The 17,169-nt window shown below is 61.8% G+C and carries 12 protein-coding genes; 7 read left to right on the top strand and 5 right to left on the bottom strand.

The window, feature by feature from the left end:
- Nucleotide 1: 1 nt before the first annotated feature.
- The 4 genes from BFN67_RS01120 to BFN67_RS01105 all read right to left on the bottom strand — a co-directional run bounded on the left by BFN67_RS01120 (nt 2) and on the right by BFN67_RS01105 (nt 5,848).
- Nucleotides 2-1,348 (bottom strand): FAD-binding oxidoreductase, encoded by a 1,347-nt coding sequence (locus BFN67_RS01120; protein ID WP_080917735.1) that lies wholly within the window; start codon nt 1,346-1,348, stop codon nt 2-4.
- On the bottom strand, nt 1,348-2,781 hold the full coding sequence (locus BFN67_RS01115) for a UbiA family prenyltransferase (protein WP_080917734.1): 1,434 nt from the start codon (nt 2,779-2,781) through the stop codon (nt 1,348-1,350). The genes BFN67_RS01120 and BFN67_RS01115 overlap by 1 nt, the downstream gene beginning before the upstream one ends.
- Before the next feature lie 186 nt (nt 2,782-2,967).
- Nucleotides 2,968-3,231: a hypothetical protein gene (locus BFN67_RS01110; protein ID WP_080917733.1), complete on the bottom strand. Its 264-nt coding sequence runs from the start codon at nt 3,229-3,231 to the stop codon at nt 2,968-2,970.
- A gap of 136 nt (nt 3,232-3,367) precedes the next feature.
- Complete coding sequence (locus BFN67_RS01105) at nt 3,368-5,848, bottom strand: mechanosensitive ion channel domain-containing protein (RefSeq protein WP_080917927.1); 2,481 nt, start codon at nt 5,846-5,848, stop codon at nt 3,368-3,370.
- A gap of 194 nt (nt 5,849-6,042) precedes the next feature.
- Here BFN67_RS01105 and BFN67_RS01100 point away from each other — a divergent pair, with 194 nt between their 5' ends.
- The 4 genes from BFN67_RS01100 to soxG all read left to right on the top strand — a co-directional run bounded on the left by BFN67_RS01100 (nt 6,043) and on the right by soxG (nt 11,269).
- Nucleotides 6,043-7,302, top strand: a complete 1,260-nt coding sequence (locus BFN67_RS01100; protein WP_080917732.1) for a sarcosine oxidase subunit beta family protein — start codon at nt 6,043-6,045, stop codon at nt 7,300-7,302.
- 88 nt (nt 7,303-7,390) lie between these two features.
- Entirely contained in the window at nt 7,391-7,678 is a 288-nt protein-coding gene (locus tag BFN67_RS01095) for a sarcosine oxidase subunit delta (protein ID WP_080917731.1), read from the top strand.
- On the top strand, nt 7,675-10,674 hold the full coding sequence (locus BFN67_RS01090; RefSeq protein WP_080917730.1) for a sarcosine oxidase subunit alpha family protein: 3,000 nt from the start codon (nt 7,675-7,677) through the stop codon (nt 10,672-10,674). Before BFN67_RS01095 ends, BFN67_RS01090 begins: the two co-directional genes overlap by 4 nt.
- Nucleotides 10,667-11,269: a sarcosine oxidase subunit gamma family protein gene (gene soxG, locus BFN67_RS01085; protein WP_080917729.1), complete on the top strand. Its 603-nt coding sequence runs from the start codon at nt 10,667-10,669 to the stop codon at nt 11,267-11,269. The genes BFN67_RS01090 and soxG overlap by 8 nt, the downstream gene beginning before the upstream one ends.
- A gap of 712 nt (nt 11,270-11,981) precedes the next feature.
- Here soxG and BFN67_RS01075 read toward each other — a convergent pair.
- Nucleotides 11,982-12,689 (bottom strand): nitroreductase, encoded by a 708-nt coding sequence (locus tag BFN67_RS01075; protein ID WP_080917727.1) that lies wholly within the window; start codon nt 12,687-12,689, stop codon nt 11,982-11,984.
- Nucleotides 12,690-12,908: 219 nt separating this feature from the next.
- Here BFN67_RS01075 and BFN67_RS01070 point away from each other — a divergent pair, with 219 nt between their 5' ends.
- Genes BFN67_RS01070 through BFN67_RS01060 form a run of 3 tightly spaced genes read left to right on the top strand, consistent with a single transcriptional unit; the run spans nt 12,909 to nt 17,122 of the window.
- A complete protein-coding gene (locus BFN67_RS01070) occupies nt 12,909-13,451 on the top strand; it encodes a helix-turn-helix domain-containing protein (protein ID WP_080917926.1) in 543 nt (180 codons plus the stop codon).
- A 34-nt stretch (nt 13,452-13,485) separates the two neighbouring features.
- On the top strand, nt 13,486-15,939 hold the full coding sequence (locus BFN67_RS01065) for a GcvT family protein (RefSeq protein WP_080917726.1): 2,454 nt from the start codon (nt 13,486-13,488) through the stop codon (nt 15,937-15,939).
- Nucleotide 15,940: 1 nt separating this feature from the next.
- The gene (locus BFN67_RS01060) at nt 15,941-17,122 is read left to right on the top strand and encodes a pyridoxal phosphate-dependent aminotransferase (RefSeq protein WP_080917725.1); all 1,182 of its coding nucleotides are present in this window, start codon (nt 15,941-15,943) and stop codon (nt 17,120-17,122) included.
- The last annotated feature ends 47 nt before the right edge of the window (nt 17,123-17,169 follow it).

Here is a 17,169-nt window from a genome sequence, read left to right as displayed (position 1 = left end):
CTTATTCTGCCGCCTGCATGGAGTTCTCGTTATTTGGCCTCAGACTGCCTGCTGTGCGGCGCCAGAAATCAGACATGAACGCAGGGTCGCGACAGACATCGAGTTGGCGCCAATTCGGGAAGGAAGCCGCGAAAACATTCGCTTCCATCCGCGCATCCTTGTAGGGATTGACGGCCCCTCCGGCATCAATGGCAATACGGTCCAGAAGCCTTAAGAGCGAAAGCGTTTTCTCGCCACGGTTCGGAAAATCGAGCGTCAGCGTGTAGCCTGCGCGTGGAAACGAGAGCAGGCCCGGCGATTTGACTGCGCCGAAGCGCTTGAGCACGGTCAGGAAGGAGCCCTGCCCAGACCTGCGCGCCGTAGCAAGCAAGGCTTCCACCACCCCGCTTGCCCCCTCTGGCGGCATGACACTCTGGTGCTGAAACAATCCTTTTGGTCCATAGAGGCGGTTCCAGTTCCGCACTTTATCCAGCGGGAAAAAGAAACTTCGATAACCAGTGTGTCGAACGTTCTTCTCGCGACACTTCTTCCACTGATACGCAGAATTGAATACTCGCAAAAACGGGTGATTGAGCACAGTGAAAGGCGGCTGAATGGGGACCGACAATCGGCCGCCCGAACGTGTCGTCGTGCGCGCGCCAGATTCGGCATGATTGCCCGTTAGCAGAATCCCACGTCCGCCGGCTGAAAGCTGGTCTATCCACGCGACGGCATATTCATTGGCCGTGTCGGCCTGTGCGGCGATGTCAAAGAATTCGCGTAGATCGCGGAAGGGGGTCGCCTTTTCGATAATGTCCAAAGAAGGCACTCGCATCAATCGGATCGATGCCGACAGCATGAGGCCTGTCAGCCCCATCCCACCGATGGTCGCCCGGAACAAGGCGCCGTTGCGAGAGGCTGAACAAACATGGCGGCGACCATCCGACCGAAGAAGTACAAATGATTCGACATGGCAGCCGAAAGTGCCGCGGCGATGGTGGTTCTTGCCGTGGATATCGTTGGCGATTGCGCCGCCGAGAGTCACGTATTGCGTGCCGGGCACGACGGCCGGAAAGAAACCGAACGGCGCAGCGTGGGCAATGATGTCGCGCAGCAATGCACCCGACTCAGCCTCAATGATCCCCGTTTGCGGATCGAAGGAAAGAATGCGATCCATCGCCCGCATATCGACGATCACGCCAGACATGTTCTGACAGCTGTCGCCATAGGAACGCCCGTTACCGAATGCGAGCAGCGACCCCTTGGCAGCATTTTCTGTCTCAAGCGTGGCAATTGCTTCGGGCGGCTCTATCACGCTCGGCGTGGCCGGCCGTATTCGACCAAAGCTGTGGTAATCGCCAGCCGTCATTACAATGCCCCGCCAACCAGCAGCATCGCGCCGATGGCCACGACGATCTGGCTACGCCAGTCGCGAACGATGAAAACGACGGGATCGTCATGCATTTCATCTCGCCGGGCCAGGATCCATACGCGCATGGTCATGTAGAGAATGATCGGTGGCAGCGGCCACATCACCCATGCGTGGGGGTAAAGCTCGCGAACAGCTTCGCTGTTCATGTAAAGAGCCAGAACCAGAGCCGACGAAAACGCCGAAGCCATTCCCGCCTGCGCAATGATTTCCTGATCTTCCGTGCGATACCCCCGCCCTGCAATACGCTCGCCTGGAGACAACGCCGACGTCCGCAGTTCGACATAGCGTTTCACGAGGGCCAATGACAGAAAGAAGAAAATCGAAAAGGCGAGCAGCCAGAACGAGACCCCGACTTGCGTGGCCGCCGCACCCCCCAGAACCCGCACTGTGTAAAGTCCTGCCAGCGTCAGCACATCGATCAACAGCATTCGCTTTAAACAGAGCGAATAAGCTGTCGTGAGAACCATATAACCGACAAGCACGCCAAGAAACGGTGGCGGGCAAAACAGCGCCGTCAAAATGCCGATCACCAGCAGTACGGCTATCGAAACAAGGCCGAACGGAATGGAAAGCGCGCCGCTGGCAAAGGGTCGATGTCGCTTGGTGGGATGTTGTCGATCAAGCGCCAGATCAAAAAAATCATTAAGTATGTAGATTGCCGAGGCAACCGCACTGAATGAAACAAACGCCAAAATGCATTGTCGGATTAGATTTGCATCGAGATATTGATGCGAAACCACCACCGGAACGGCGACCAGCCCGTTCTTCAACCATTGATGCACACGCAGCATCTTGAGCACGGCGCTGATACCAGGTTTCTGCCCCGGCAAAGTCTCGCAGCTATGCGCAATCTGATAGCGCGCAGCTTTTCTGTCTGGTGCCACGACGATCGACGAGCGAGCCGCTTCGAACACGGCAAGATCGTGCCTGCTGTTGCCAGCATAGTCGAAACCACCATCACCATATGCAGCAATGAGAGCTTCACGCTTGCGGCTGGAGGTCAGATTGTGCCGCCCGTCGGTCGCAAGCACTTCATCAAAAATACCCAGGTGCGCCGCAATCGCCTCTGCGAACTTGCGTGGCGTTCCTGTAGCCAGAATGAGCTTGCGGCCATCGGCGCGTTCAGTCTGCAACCGAGCAAGAAGCGGCCCCCGATAAGGCAAGGCGGCTGGATCGATATCGATACGACTGGCAATTTCACACTTCAACCGGGCCGCTCCACCGGCGAGCCAGACTGGCACCAGAAGAAGATAAAATGGATTCTTTCTGAGGAGGCTGAATAACCCCTCCCACAACAAATCCGTGGCGATAAGCGTACCGTCTAGATCGACTGCAAGAGGTATCGCGTTTCGATCCGATCGCGCGTCCATAAACTCTGCCCTGCCCATTCCCGACACCGTTTCGGCGTCCCCGGAAAGGCTATAGCGAGGAAGGAACTAGCGAACGTTAAAACGAATGGACTGGAAAGCCGCGATGGCCGCAATTCGCCAGACATCGTTAAACGCGTATTACTGCGAATGCTAAAATGCCGGAGAAATCGACACCGAGATCAAAACTTACTTGATACGCGCCACGCCACCTGAAATCTCGATGGTTTCTGAGCCGTTCAATGCTTCAAGGTCACCATTCGGCAAGGTGACGAAGCAACCTTTAGGGCAGAACTGGACAGTCTCTCCAGGATTGATCTGCAAATCTGTCTTGCTGCTGCCTTGTGTTACAACCAGCGTACGCGGCTCGGAATCCTTATTGATCGCACTGGCTGCGAAACCGGCATTTACTGCCGACAACAGAGCAACGGCGGCAACAAGAATCTTCCACATCAGCGTTTCCGGTGTTCCACCGTCCCTATTGCGCTTTGCATGGTAGCTCCATGCGAGGCAGCTTATAGGAGAACCCGAATGAACCGCAACTGAACGCCCCACTCACACCTCAACCGGCTCAGCGACGTTGCTTGTATCAAAGTGGGTCAGGGCCTCTCAACTTGCGCCTGCGCTTGCCGGCCTGCTCCTTTGCCTTTTCACGCGCCTCTGCTCGGGCTGCGAATTCCGCTTCGACCTTGTCATCGTCGGTCGGCCATGGGGCCGGCTTCCTGGCCGAAACGACAGCCTGAACTGTCGAAGGAATCTCTATGCCTTCCTTGGCAAAAGCATCGATGATCGCGAAGCGTATGTCGTTTTGCACCGCACCGCCGTTCAAAATATCCGCCAGAAAGTAGCGGATCTCGAATTCAAGCGCCGCTGGTCCGAAATTGATGAATTGAATAAACGGTTCGGGGTTCTTCAGCACCATAGGGTGTCCGCGGACAATGTCGGACAGCAATTCATAGGCTCGCTTGACGTCGGAGCCATAGGCCACGCCGACCCTGATCTCCACCCGACCCAACTTGTTTCGGTGCGTCCAGTTGCCAACGGCATCGTTGATGAGGATCGAGTTTGGCAGGATCACGGTCTGGCGTTGAAACGTCTCGATCTCGGTCGCGCGCACGCTGATTTTCTTGACCGTGCCGCTCACGGCGCCGGCTACGATCCAGTCGCCAACCTTGAACGGCCGTTCGGCAAGCAGGATCAGTCCTGACACGAAATTCGACACGACATTCTGGAGACCAAAACCGATCCCGAGAGAGAGCGCACCAGCCACGAGTGCGAGGCTCGACAAATTGATGCCCGCAGCCGAGATGCCGATCAGTGCAGCGATGGCCACGCCGGCATAGCCGACTGCCAAGCGGATCGAGTTGCGCACGCCGGCATCGACACGCCCGCGGGCCATGACCGATCCGTCAAGCCAGCCCTGAAACCATCGTGTAACGAAATAGCCGATGACGAAGACCAAAATACCGCTGAGGACACCGGTAATCGAAATGGTCACCGATCCAATCGTCACGCCCTGAGCCATTCCGTAGGCCCAGCTTTGCAGATCGCCGGGATGAAATCCCCACATCAGAAGAATGAGGGGAAGGAACAGAACCACGATAAGAATGTTAAGCGCGACGCTGACCGCAAGCCCCAATTGATCGAGCGTGATGTCTTCCACATTCGTCCGGGCGGCCAGCCAGCGGCCGGAGGCAGATGCGCCGAAACCACCTTCCGCGCCGAGCGCCCGTGCGCTCAGGAAGCCAATATAGGCCATAAGCAGGATCGTGCCGGTCACTACCACCTGGATCGAGGCGAACATCGCCAACCGGACATAACCGAGAAGCGCCGCAACGATGATGAAACCGCCCAGGGCAAAGATCGTGCTACGCAACCACGTCGGCCATGGGCGCCGTATGCCGGTGCGGGTCCGGAAAGGTTTCACCAAACCCATCAGAAGCAGAATAATGCCCACGGCGATCGCCGCGACGAAACTGCGGGCGATCGTTAGCGACAAAGGCGAACCCATCTGTTCGTTCACCACGCCAAGAAAAATATGGATGCCGATAATCACAGCCATTGCGGTCGCCAGACGGATCAGCCAGCGCCCAGCATGCGGCTCGACAGGGATCAAACGCCAGTTCGGCAATCGAGGCGAAAGGGCGGCATTCGCAAGCCTGTTGACGCAGAAGATTGTGGCAACGACGATCATGAACCCCTGAAGGAAGACGCCGATGTCGCCGCGCAGTACATTCGAACGGTCAAAGAAGTAATAGGCCGCCGCGAAGAAAGCCGCGAGAGATGCGGTCGGCACCAGTGTTGTCCAGAACGTCACCGATAAGCGGGCGAGATAAGGCGGGTCTTCCACACTTTTGTCTGGATAGAGCATGTGGCCAAAAAGCCGCCGCCCTCCGAAGAACAGAATAGCTGCGGCGGCGAGCGCGAGCAGTGTCGCCATGAGCATGGCTTGGAGCTTGAATTTAACAGCGAACATCAACCAGGAAGAAACCGCGTCGTAGAAGCGTGAAAATTCCGTCCTCGCATCGACGCCGATCTTCTCGCTGAATGCCGTCGTCAGTTCAAAGCGGTGTGTCAGCACCTTGCGGAAAAGCTCGCTGCGCATCGCCGTTGTCTTGTCGATCAAGCTGTTCATCCGCAGCGACAGAGTTTCCGCCACGGAAAGCACGGCATTGATCTGCGCTTTCTGTGCCTCAAGCGTCTTGCGCTCGGTGGCAACGATTGCGGGCTCCGGAGGCTTTCCCTCTGCCGGCACCGGGCCAAGCTCTTCCAGGCGCCGGTTGATTTCAGCAACTTTCGGCCGAAACGCCAGTGCGCTTTGCAATGCCTGGCTCGAAAGAGCCTCCAGTTGCAAGCGGTCATCGAGCAGGCCGGAATCTTCATCGGCGTCTGCCGGGATTTTCTTTTCCAACGCATCCGTCTTGCTGGAAAGTGCCTGCAGCACCTTCTGCTGCTCGGCGATCATACCGGCAATGCTTTGCCCGACTTCCTGTGCGGCTCCCGAGTTTGGCGGCGATGCGAACGCGGCCAACGCGAGAACGGCAAGCAGGCGAAGCAATCGCAAAACCATGATATGTCGGCCGTCCTGCATGGAGGCTGGAACCTGAAAGCCTGTTATTGATAAAGATGCCAAAGGCGCGGAGCAAGTCACGGCGCTGAGTATCGGCCGAGTCGGTCTTCTGAAAAGGCATGGCGCAAAATTGACCTTGACCGGCTCCGCTGACCTATAGTGTGCGGCATCCTTTGAAACAGAATGCGTGAAACATGGCGGAATATTCGGCCCTTGCGCTGGTCAGGAATGCGCTCAACGGCAACAGGGACTGGAAGCCGGCATGGCGTAAGCCCGAGCCCAAAGCATCCTACGACGTGATTGTCATCGGCGGCGGCGGCCACGGCCTGGCAACTGCCTATTATCTGGCCAAGGAGCATGGCGTCACCAATGTCGCGGTGGTGGAAAAAGGTTGGCTTGGCTCGGGTAATGTCGGCCGCAATACCGTCACCGTGCGATCGAACTATCTGCTGCCGTCCAACACACGCTTCTACGAGCATTCGATGAAGATGTGGGAAGGGCTTTCCCACGACCTCAACTACAACGTCATGTTCTCGCAACGCGGTTGCCTCAACCTTGCCCATACGCCGGCGCAACTGGACGATTACGCACGGCGTGGCAATGCCATGCGCCATCTCGGCGTCGATGCCGAATTGATGACGCCCTCTGAGATCAAGCGTCTGATGCCGGCCATCGATATATCGGCCAAGGCCCGTTTTCCAATCTTCGGCGGTCTCATGCAGCCGCGCGCAGGCACCGCACGGCACGACGCAGTCGCATGGGGCTATGCTCGAGGAGCCGACCGTCGCGGCGTCGACATCATCGAGAATTGCGAAGTGACCGGATTCCTGCGCGAAGGCGAACGCATCGTGGGCGTGACAACCGTGCGCGGCGACATCCGCGCCAAAAAAGTGGCGGTCGCCGTGGCCGGCAGCACCGGCCGCGTCATGCAGATGGCCGGGATCGAGCGGCTGCCGATCGAAAGCCATGTGCTGCAGGCCTTCGTCACAGAGTCGCTCAAACCCTTCCTCGATACGGTCGTCACCTTCGGCATGGGCCACTGCTACGTCAATCAGTCGGACAAGGGCGGTCTTGTCTGCGGCGGCGACATAGACGGCTATAATTCCTATGCCCAGCGCGGTAATCTACCCATCGTCGAGGATGTGATGAGCGAGATGCTCGCCCTGTTTCCCGGTCTTGGCCCCGTTCGCGTCCTGCGAGCCTGGGGCGGGCTGTGCGATATGACGATGGACGGCTCGCCCATCATCACCACCGGCCCCCTGCCCGGCATGTATCTCAATTGCGGCTGGTGCTATGGCGGCTTCAAGGCCACGCCCGCTTCCGGATGGTGCTTCGCCCACACCATCGTCAGGGACGAACCGCACGAACTCAATGCCGCATTCACGCTCGACCGTTTCCATCACGGCATCCTGATCGACGAAAAAGGCCAGGGCGCAACGCCTCGGTTGCATTAAGCCATGATCCCGAACCGAAGGGCCACGCCGGCGAAAAATAGGCACCGGTATTCAGACAAGATCATGGCCGAATAAAAAGATACAAACGATGCTCATCACCTGTCCTTATTGCGGCCCGCGCGACCTGTCCGAGTTCACCTACCAGGGGGACGGCAACCGCACGCGCCCTGCCCCTGCCTCGCAGGACCTCGACGCCTGGAACGCCTATGTCTATGATCGGCTGAACCCGGCCGGTGATCACAACGAGATATGGCAGCATTCCGGTGGCTGCCGGTCGCATCTGCGCGTGGTGCGCAATACGCTGACGCACGAGATTTCCAGCGTCGGCTTCGTGCGTGGCGACGCGCATGCACGCAAGCCGGGAGCCCGCAAATGAACCCACGCCGCACGGCAACTGGCGGACGGGTCAACCGGCAGAGACCCGTCCGCTTCACCTTCGACGGCACCGCCTACACGGGCCACGCCGGCGACACGCTTGCCTCGGCACTGCTGGCCAATGGCGTCGTCCTGGCCGGGCGCTCGTTCAAATATCATCGCCCGCGCGGCCTGCTCAGCGCCGGTCTCGATGAACCGAACGCGCTGGTGACGGTGATGCGCGGCAAGGTCCGCGAGCCGAACGTGCCGGCCACCATGATCGAAATCCATGACGGGCTCACCGTTGAAAGCCAGAACCGTTTTCCCTCGCTGGCGTTCGACATCGGTGCCGTCAACCAGCTTGCGGGGAAGCTGATTTCGGCAGGCTTCTACTACAAGACCTTCATGGGGCCGGCGATCGGCCCGCTCAAGGGCACGCGCTTCTGGATGCTGTGCGAGCATGTCATTCGCCGTGCCGCCGGCCTTGGGCGTGCCGGCGAAGCACCCGATACATCGCGCTATGAACGCATGAACGCCTTCTGCGACGTGCTCGTCGTCGGCTCCGGCCCGGCTGGCCTGATGGCCGCCAGCGCCGCCGCCGAGCATGGTGCCAACGTCATTCTCGCGGAAGCCGATGCACATGCCGGCGGCAGCGCCAACTGGTCGGGCGAGACGATCGACGGCATGCTGGCCGCCGACTGGGCGGCCGACATGGCGGCTGGCTTGCGCGAGCGGCCCAATGTTCGCCTGCTGCGCCGCACGGCCGTCTGGGGCTGCTATGACGGCAACACGCTTGTCGCGGTGGAGCGCGTCAGCGATCACAAGGCAAAGGCCGGACCGGGCGAGCCACGCCACCGCCACTGGGTCATCCGCGCCAGGTCGGTGGTTCTGGCGACCGGCGCATTCGAGCGGCCGCTGGTATTTCCCGGCAATGACAGGCCAAGCGTCATGCTGGCTTCCGCCGCCGAGCGCTACGCCAATGAATTCGGCGTGTTGCCGGCAGAGACGTTCATCGTCTTCACCAACAATGACAGCGCCTATCTCTCCACCATCAGCCTGAAGAAAGCGGGGGCCAACATTGCGGCCATCGTCGATGTGAGGCAGGACGTGGGCGAGGCCATGCGTATTCTGGCCAGTGAGGCCGGAGCCGAACTGCTTGCCGGCCACGCCGTCGTCGCGACCGAGGGCGGCAAGGCGCTGCGTGGCGTCAAGGTGCAACGTTTCAACATGACGAGCGGCACCGTGTCGGGCGAAGCCCGCTCGCTTTCCGCTGATGGCCTGTTGATGTCGGGCGGCTGGTCGCCGGCCATCCATCTCGCCAGCCAGGCCGGCGCAAAGGCCGAGTGGGACAATGGTTTGCAGGCCTTCCTCCCTCCCGCCCCCGCTCGGAATTCGCGCTGGTTGGGTGCCGGAGCCTTTACCGGCAATTTCTCCACCGGGGGCGCATTGGCCGAAGGCCATGCCGCGGGTCTCGCCGCCTGCGGAGCCGAACCGGGTGAAACAAGCCTTCCCACGGCCGAAACCACGCTCGGCAGCCCCGAACCCGCGCCTGTGTTCGAGATCAAGGCACCGGGCAAGGCGTTCGTCGATTTCCAGCATGACGTGACCGTCGACGACGTGCGGCTCGCCCATCGCGAGGGCTTCGTCTCGGTCGAGCATCTCAAACGCTACACCACGCTCGGCATGGCGACCGATCAGGGCAAGACGTCCAACGTCGCGGGTCTCGCCATCATGGCCGAAGCGCGCGGCCTGCCGATACCGGACGTGGGGACCACGCGGTTCCGCCCGCCCTTTTCGCCGGTATCGCTCGGTGCGTTCGCCGCCGAACGTTATGGCGACCTCAGGCCCGAGCGCCTGACACCGATGCACGACTGGCATGTCGAGCACGGCGCCACGATGCAACCGGCCGGGCTTTGGTTTCGCCCGCAAATCTACGGCCTTGCCGGCGAGACCATCGAACAGGCCTATGTGCGCGAGGCCGCGGCAACCCGCGAGGCGGCGGGCATTGTCGATGTCTCGACACTTGGCAAGATCGCGGTGCAGGGGCCGGACGCGGCGGAATTCCTCGACCGCGTCTACACCAACATGTTTTCTTTCCTGCCGGTCGGGAAAGCCCGTTACGGCCTTATGCTGCGCGAGGACGGCCTTGCCTTCGACGACGGCACGACCTGGCGTCTCGGCGATAACGACTTCCTGATGACCACCACCACGGCCAATGCCGGCAAGGTGATGCAGCATCTGGAATATTTCCTCGACGTCATCTGGCCGGAACTGAAGGTGAGCCTCGTTTCCGTCACCGACCAATGGGCCGGCGCGGCCATCGGCGGCCCGAGCGCACGCGACATTCTTGCAGCCTGCGTGAGGAAAACCGGTGTCGATAACAAGGCCCTGCCCTTCATGGGCATCGTCCACGGCACGATTGCCGATGTGCCGGTGATGATCTGCCGGCTGTCCTTCTCCGGCGAGATGGCTTTCGAGGTCTATTCGCCCGCCGATTACGGCACCCATGTCTGGGAGGCGCTGATGGAGGCCGGCAGGCCGTTCGGGCTCGTGCCCTATGGCATGGAGGCGCTCGGCGCGATGCGCATCGAAAAGGGTCATGTCACCGGCGCCGAAATCGACGGCCGGACAACGGCGCGCGATCTCCATCTCGACTGGATGCTTTCGAAGAAGAAGCCGTTCATCGGCTCTGCCATGATGGACCGCGAGGGATTGATCGCTTCCGGCCGCATTCAGTTGGTCGGCCTGCTTTCGCTCGATGGCCGGCCGCTCGGCGGCGGCGCTCACATCGTCGAGGCGGTCGACCAGGAAAACCCGCACGGCTCGATCGGGCATATCACCGCCGCCTGCTATTCGCCGGCGCTCGGCAAATATATCGCGCTGGCGCTGGTCGAGGGTGGCAAGGCCCGCCACGGCAGCCGCGCCTTCATCTCCGATCCGCTGCGTAATCGTTACGGCCCGGTCGAGATCGTCAGCCACCATTTCTTCGACCCCGAAGGGAGCCGCATGCATGGCTAGTCGAAACACGGTCGAGCGCCTTTCACCGCTGGAGCCAGTCTATCAACCCGGCCTCCACGGGCAGAGCGAACACGGCGCCGGCGTCACGCTTTGTGAAGCAAAACAGGGTTCCATTCTGCAACTGACCGCATGGCCGGGTGAAGAAAAGCGCATGATTGCCGCGATCCGCTCCGTCGCTCGCCTTGCCGTGCCGGACGGCGCCGGCGGCGGCATCGTCAAGAACGGAAAAGCCGCCTTCGGTATCGCGCCGGGGAAATTCACCGTCACCGCCGAGGAGGAAGGACTGGCCGAAGCCTTTGCCGCATCTCTCAAGCCCGCCATCGGCACCGTGACCGACCTTTCGCATGGGCGCACGATCATTCGTATTTCAGGCGAGAAGGCCGAATGGGTTCTGGCGAAGCTCTTTGCCATCGATTTCTCGCTCCCCGCCTTCCCCATCGGCGCGGGGCGCTCGACCGTCCATCACGACATCTTCGCGCAGATCCAGCGCACCGATAACGACAGCTTCGACATTCATGTCTTCCGCTCGTTCGCACGGGCGTTCTGGAAACTGCTTTGCCACAGCAGCGAGGAAGTCGGCTACGAGGTGCAATAACAAACGCTCGCGCTTCATCGCTGCCACGCCCGGCAAATGCCGTCTGGCTATTGTAAAAGAACGGACCTTTCTGGCTGAAAGGTCGGGAAGCGGGCGCGGGGCCGTACCTCCTAAGTTTAATGATATGGCACGGTTGTCCGCGCCCGCCGGCGTTTCTACCCTTGCCTTTCCCGGCCCATCGCCCATTTGCGNGGCGCGAGCAACGCAGGTCCGGTTCGGGCCGGGCGGTTCCGTTCACTGTTACGGATAACACACCCGGCGCCACACTTGCCTGGATGCTCGAGTGTGCACACCCGTTCCCGATAGCAAGCTGCTGAGGAGGATTATGCGCGAGGGATGGAGGGTGTGGATAAAGGAGCGGGGAAGAAATCGCTCTGATTTGGCAAGCGCCTGATCGGCAACGGAATTATTCTCATCAGCCGCAACCGCTGACGATTTTTCATCCACGCCAATCGCGACCGTCAGCGGGACAGCACCCCCCTCTGGCCCGGCGGCCATCTCCCCCACAAGGAGGGAGATCAGATTTCATGACGGCTTTCGCCAATCACAAAGGTTGGGAAGTTGGCGGGTGGGCGAAGCTGCTGATCTCCCTCCTTGTGGGGGAGATGGCCGGCAGGCCAGAGGGGGGGTATGCCTCGCGCCAACCTTCCTCATGCTGAGCCGGCGAAAACTGCCGTCGGAGCATGCACCTGTGCGCCGGAGTGCCTACCACCTATCCGGCAAACGTCACCCAATCCGCCAGAGGTGCGCGGTCGGTGCGGAATTCGCTTTCCGGCTTGCTGGTGTCCTCCAAGCCGATAGCCATGCCGCACACCACGACTTCTTCTTCGCCAATGCCGAGCACCGGCCTGATCTGGCGATGGTAAGGTGCGAACGCCGCCTGGGGGCAGGTGTGCAGCCCCCTCGCCCGCGCGGCAATCATGATGTTTTGCAAGAACATGCCGTAATCGATCCATGACCCCTGATTGAGCCTGCGGTCGATGGTGAAGATCATGCCGACCGGCGCATCGAAGAAGACGAAATTGCGATCATGCTGCGCGCGCATCCGATCCACTTCGCGCCGGCCGATGCCCAGCGCGCTGTAGAGGCCGAAGCCGTTGGCCCGCCGCCGCGACAGATACGGCTCGAAGAAATGATCGGGATAATATTTGTATTCGTCCCACTCGGCCTTTTCGGCGCGAATGCCCGAATTGAGAATCGCCTCGCTGATCTTCTGCTTCACGGTTCCCTTGGCGACATAAACCCGCCATGGCTGCATATTGGTGCCGGACGGTGCCCGCGCGGCAACGTCGAGAATCTCCGCAATAACCGCATCGTCCACCGGATCAGGTAAAAAAGCCCGCACGGAACGCCGCGAGGCAATAGCCTCGTCAACAATTGCCGTCTCGTCCAATTGCGGGGAGTTTTGCGGTGCCAGCATGGGTCGTGCCCTACCAAGATATCTGCACGGGCGTCCCCCACGCCAACTGTGCGCTGCCTTGGCACGAACAGCGAAAAGGGCGCAAGTAAATCTTGGTTGACATGAAATTACCCTTGATTTTTTCATGCAACTGCCATCACATGAAATCCTGACAGATTTTTTCATGAGGCGGCGATCGTGACCTCCGCGACAGCGTTATCGGATCAGCAGGGCGTGCATCTGCTCGCCGGCGACATCCGCGCGCTGCGCAAGGCGCGCGGGCTGACTTTGTCCGAAATCGCGCTGAAGCTCGGCCGCTCGGTCGGCTGGGTCAGCCAGGTCGAGCGCGGCCTGTCGATGCCCTCGCTGGCCGACATGCGCGCCTTCGCGGCCCTGTTCGACGTGCCGATCAGCCTGTTCTTCGGCCATGACGTGGAAGACGAGCGCGAACGCGGCGTCGTCGTCCGCGCCGGTCGCCGCCGCGCGCTCGGCACCAGCGAGACCGGCCTCGTGGAAGAGCTTCTGTCGCCCGACCTCGGCGGCTCCTTCGAGATGGTTCGCTCCGAATTCGCCGCCGGCGCCGAGCTTGCGGCGCCCAACCTGCGCCAGACGGAGGAAGCCGGCTACGTCGTGTCCGGCGTCTTCGAGATCGAGATCGACGGCATATGGCACCGGCTGACAGCCGGCGACAGCTTCCGCTTCGAGAAGAAACCCCACCGCTGGCGCAATCCCGGCACGGAACCCGCAGTGGTGATCTGGGTCGTGTCGCCGCCGGTTTATTGAATGGCCGTTTGTTGAATGGAACGGGGAGGAAAAAATGGCTGATCTTCCGGCACGCGCCCGCGTGGTCATCATCGGCGGCGGCGCCGTCGGCTGCTCCTCGCTCTATCATCTCGCCAAGGCCGGCTGGACCGACTGCGTGCTCCTGGAAAAGAACGAGCTGACCTCCGGCTCGACCTGGCATGCCGCCGGCAACGTGCCGACCTTCTCCACCTCCTGGTCGCTGATGAACATGCAGCGCTATTCGACCGAGCTTTATCGCGGGCTGGCGAAGGCAGTGGACTACCCGATGAACTACCATGTCACCGGCTCGCTCAGGCTGGCGCATACCGACGAACGCATGCGCGAATTCCAGCGCGCCAAGGGCATGGGCCGCTATCAGGGTATGGACATCGAGGTGATCGGCGCCGACGAGATCGTCAAGCGCTATCCCTTCATCGACACGCACGGCCTGAAGGGCGCGCTCTACGACCCCAACGACGGCGATATCGACCCGGCACAGCTCACGCAGGCGCTGGCCAAAGGCGCGCGCGACATGGGGGCGAAGATCGTGCGCTTCTGTCCCGTCACCGGCGTGCGGCAAGAGAACGACGAATGGGTCGTCGAGACCGAACAGGGCGAAATTCGCTGCGAGATCGTCGTCAACGCCGCCGGCTACCGCGCCGCCGAAGTGGGAAAGATGTTCGGCCGCGACATCCCGATGATGGTGATGAGCCATCAGTACATTCTGTTCGAGGAAATCCCCGAGCTGGCCGCGTGGTCGAAGGAAGCCGGCCACAAGCTGCCGCTGCTGCGCGACGTCGACACCTCCTGGTATCTCAGGCAGGAAAAGAACGGCATGAACCTCGGCCCCTACGAGCGCAACTGCCGCGCCCATTGGGCGAATGCCGACGACCCGATGCCGGTCGACTTCTCCTTCCAGCTCTTCCCGGACGATCTGGAGCGGCTGGAATGGTATTTGAACGACGCCGTCGAGCGCGTGCCGATCCTCGGCACGGCGGGGCTTTCCAAAGTCATCAACGGCCCCATCCCCTACGCACCGGACGGCAACCCGCTGATCGGCCCGATGCCCGGCGTACCCAACGCCTTCGAAGCCTGCGTCTTCACCTTCGGCATCGCGCAGGCGGGCGGTGCCGGCAAGGTGCTGGCCGAATGGGTCACGCAGGGCGCCACCGAATGGGATATGTGGAGCTGCGATCCACGCCGCTTCACCGCCTTCGCCTCGGCGCCCGACTACGCAGTGGCCAAGGGCAAGGAGATCTACGGCCACGAATACGCCATCTCCTTCCCCCGCCACGCCTGGCCGGCGGCGCGCGGCCGGAAACTCTCGCCGCTGCACGACCGGCTGAAGGCGCTGGGCGCTGAGTTCGGCGCGGCCAACGGCTGGGAGCGCGCCAACTGGTACGCCCATCCGGGCGACGACACCTCCGAGGAAGCCACGCAGACATTCCGCCGCGAAGGCCCCTGGCAAAAGCGCATCCGCGAGGAATGCCATGCCGTACGCGACGCCGCCGGCATCCTCGACCTGCCCGGCTTCTCGCGCTTCCGCCTTGCCGGCGACGGCGCGCGCGACTGGCTGGCGACGCAGATCACCGGCATCGTGCCGAAGCCCGGCCGCATCGGCCTCGGCTATTTCGCCGACGACAAGGGTCGCATCGTCACCGAAATGTCGATCATGGCGATCGAGGAAAACCTGTTCTTCCTCATCACCGCCGCGGTCGCCGAACTGCACGACTTCGAGTGGCTGCGCAGCCATCTGCCGCAAGGCACGGCACTGACTCTGGAAAATGTCACCGAGCGGTTCTCCTGCCAGATCCTCTCCGGGCCGAACTCTCGTGCCATTCTGGCCGAGGTGAGCGACGCCGACCTTTCCCTACCCTGGCTCACGCACCAGTCATGCCAGATCGCCGGGCGCTGGCTGCAACTGGTGCGAGTCTCCTTCGCCGGCGAATTCGGCTGGGAACTGCACACCAAGGTGGAAGACACCGCCGCCGTCTTCGACGCCGTATGGGCCGCTGGGCAGAAGCACGGCCTGAAACCCTTCGGCATGTTCGCGCTGGATTCGCTGAGGCTCGAGAAAAGCTACCGCGCCTGGAAGCAGGACCTTTCGACCGACTACACGGTGCTGCAAGGCGGGCTGGAGCGCTTCGTAAAGTGGGACAAGCCCGACTTCCGCGGCAAGGCGGCACTGGCAAACGAAAAGCAGCAGGGCGTGAAAAAGCGCTTCGTCACGCTGGTGGTGGAAAACCCCGGCGAGTGCGACGCGCCCTACATGGCGACGCTCTGGCACGACGGCAAGATCGTCGGCGAAACCCTGTCAGGAGGTTGGGGGCACCGGGTGGACAAGTCGATCGCGCTGGGCATGATCCGGGCCGACCTCGCCGAGCCCGGTTCCACCGTCGAGGTCGAGATCTTCGGCGATCGTTTCAAGGCGGTCGTGCAGAAGGACGAGCCGCTGTGGGACCCCAAAAACGAACGGTTGAGAAGCTAGGATGCCCCACCCTTCATCCCGCATTTCCAACATCATTCCGTCCGGCAAGGACGGCTGGGAGGTGCATTTCGCCGCTTGGCAGCGCAAGGAGGCCGGCGAGCCGATCGTCATGCTGTCGGTCGGCGACCACGATTTCGATACGCCCGCCGAGACGGTGGAAGCCTGCGTCGGCGCCGTGCGCGGCGGCCATCACCATTATACGCCGCTGCCCGGCATACCGGCGCTGCGCGATGCCATGGCGCGCATTTCAACGCAGTGCACCGGCGTCGAAACCGGCGCCGACGAGGTGATCGTCACGCCGGGCGGACAGGCCGCGCTCTACGCCGCCGTGCAGGGCGTGCTCGACCGGGGTGACCATGCCATCGTCGTGGCGCCCTACTACGCCACCTATCCCGGCACCTTCCGCGCGGCGGAAGCCGACTTCACCGTGGTCGAGACGCGCGCCGCGAACGGCTTCCAGCCGGATGCGGGGGCAATCGAAAAGGCTGTCAGGCCCAACACCCGCGCCATCCTCATCAACACGCCGAACAACCCGACCGGCGCCGTCTATACGCGCGCGGCCCTTGAAGGCCTGGCCGATGTCTGCCGCCGGCACGATCTCTGGCTGCTCTCCGACGAGGTCTACTGGACGCTCGGCGGCGGCGAGCATGTCTCGCCGCGTGCCCTGCCCGGCATGGCCGAGCGCACGCTGGTCATCAATTCCATGTCGAAAAGCCACGGCATGACCGGCTGGCGGCTCGGTTGGCTGACCGGTCCGGCCAACTTCATCGCGCTGACCGTCAACCTCAATCTGGTCACCACCTACGGCCTGACCGATTTCGTCAGTCATGCGGCGATCGAGGCGCTGAACAACGGCTATGGCGTCAGGGAGATCGCCGAACGCTATGCCGGCCGCCGTACCGTGTTCCTCGACGCCGTGCGCGGCATGAACGACGTCACCGTGCGCGGCTCGGAAGGCGGCATGTACGCCATGCTCGACATCTCCGCTGTCGAGCCGGACGACGAAAAATTCGCCTGGGCCTTCCTGGATGCCGAGAAGGTCGCCGTCATGCCCGGTTCCTCCTTCGGCGAGGCGGCCGCCGGCCATATCCGCATCAGCCTGTGCCAGCCGGAAGACGTGCTGCGCGAGGCAGCGCAACGCCTGCGCCGGTTTGCCTCCACCTATCGGAGCAAGGCGGCGTGACAGTCAATCTCCCCCTTACCGTCTCGGCTTCGCCGAGCCACCTCTCC

The sequence above is a fragment of the Manganibacter manganicus genome, assembly GCF_002075885.1.
GTDB lineage: Bacteria > Pseudomonadota > Alphaproteobacteria > Rhizobiales > Rhizobiaceae > Mesorhizobium > Mesorhizobium manganicum.
This window is presented reverse-complemented; position numbering and strand designations above follow the sequence as displayed.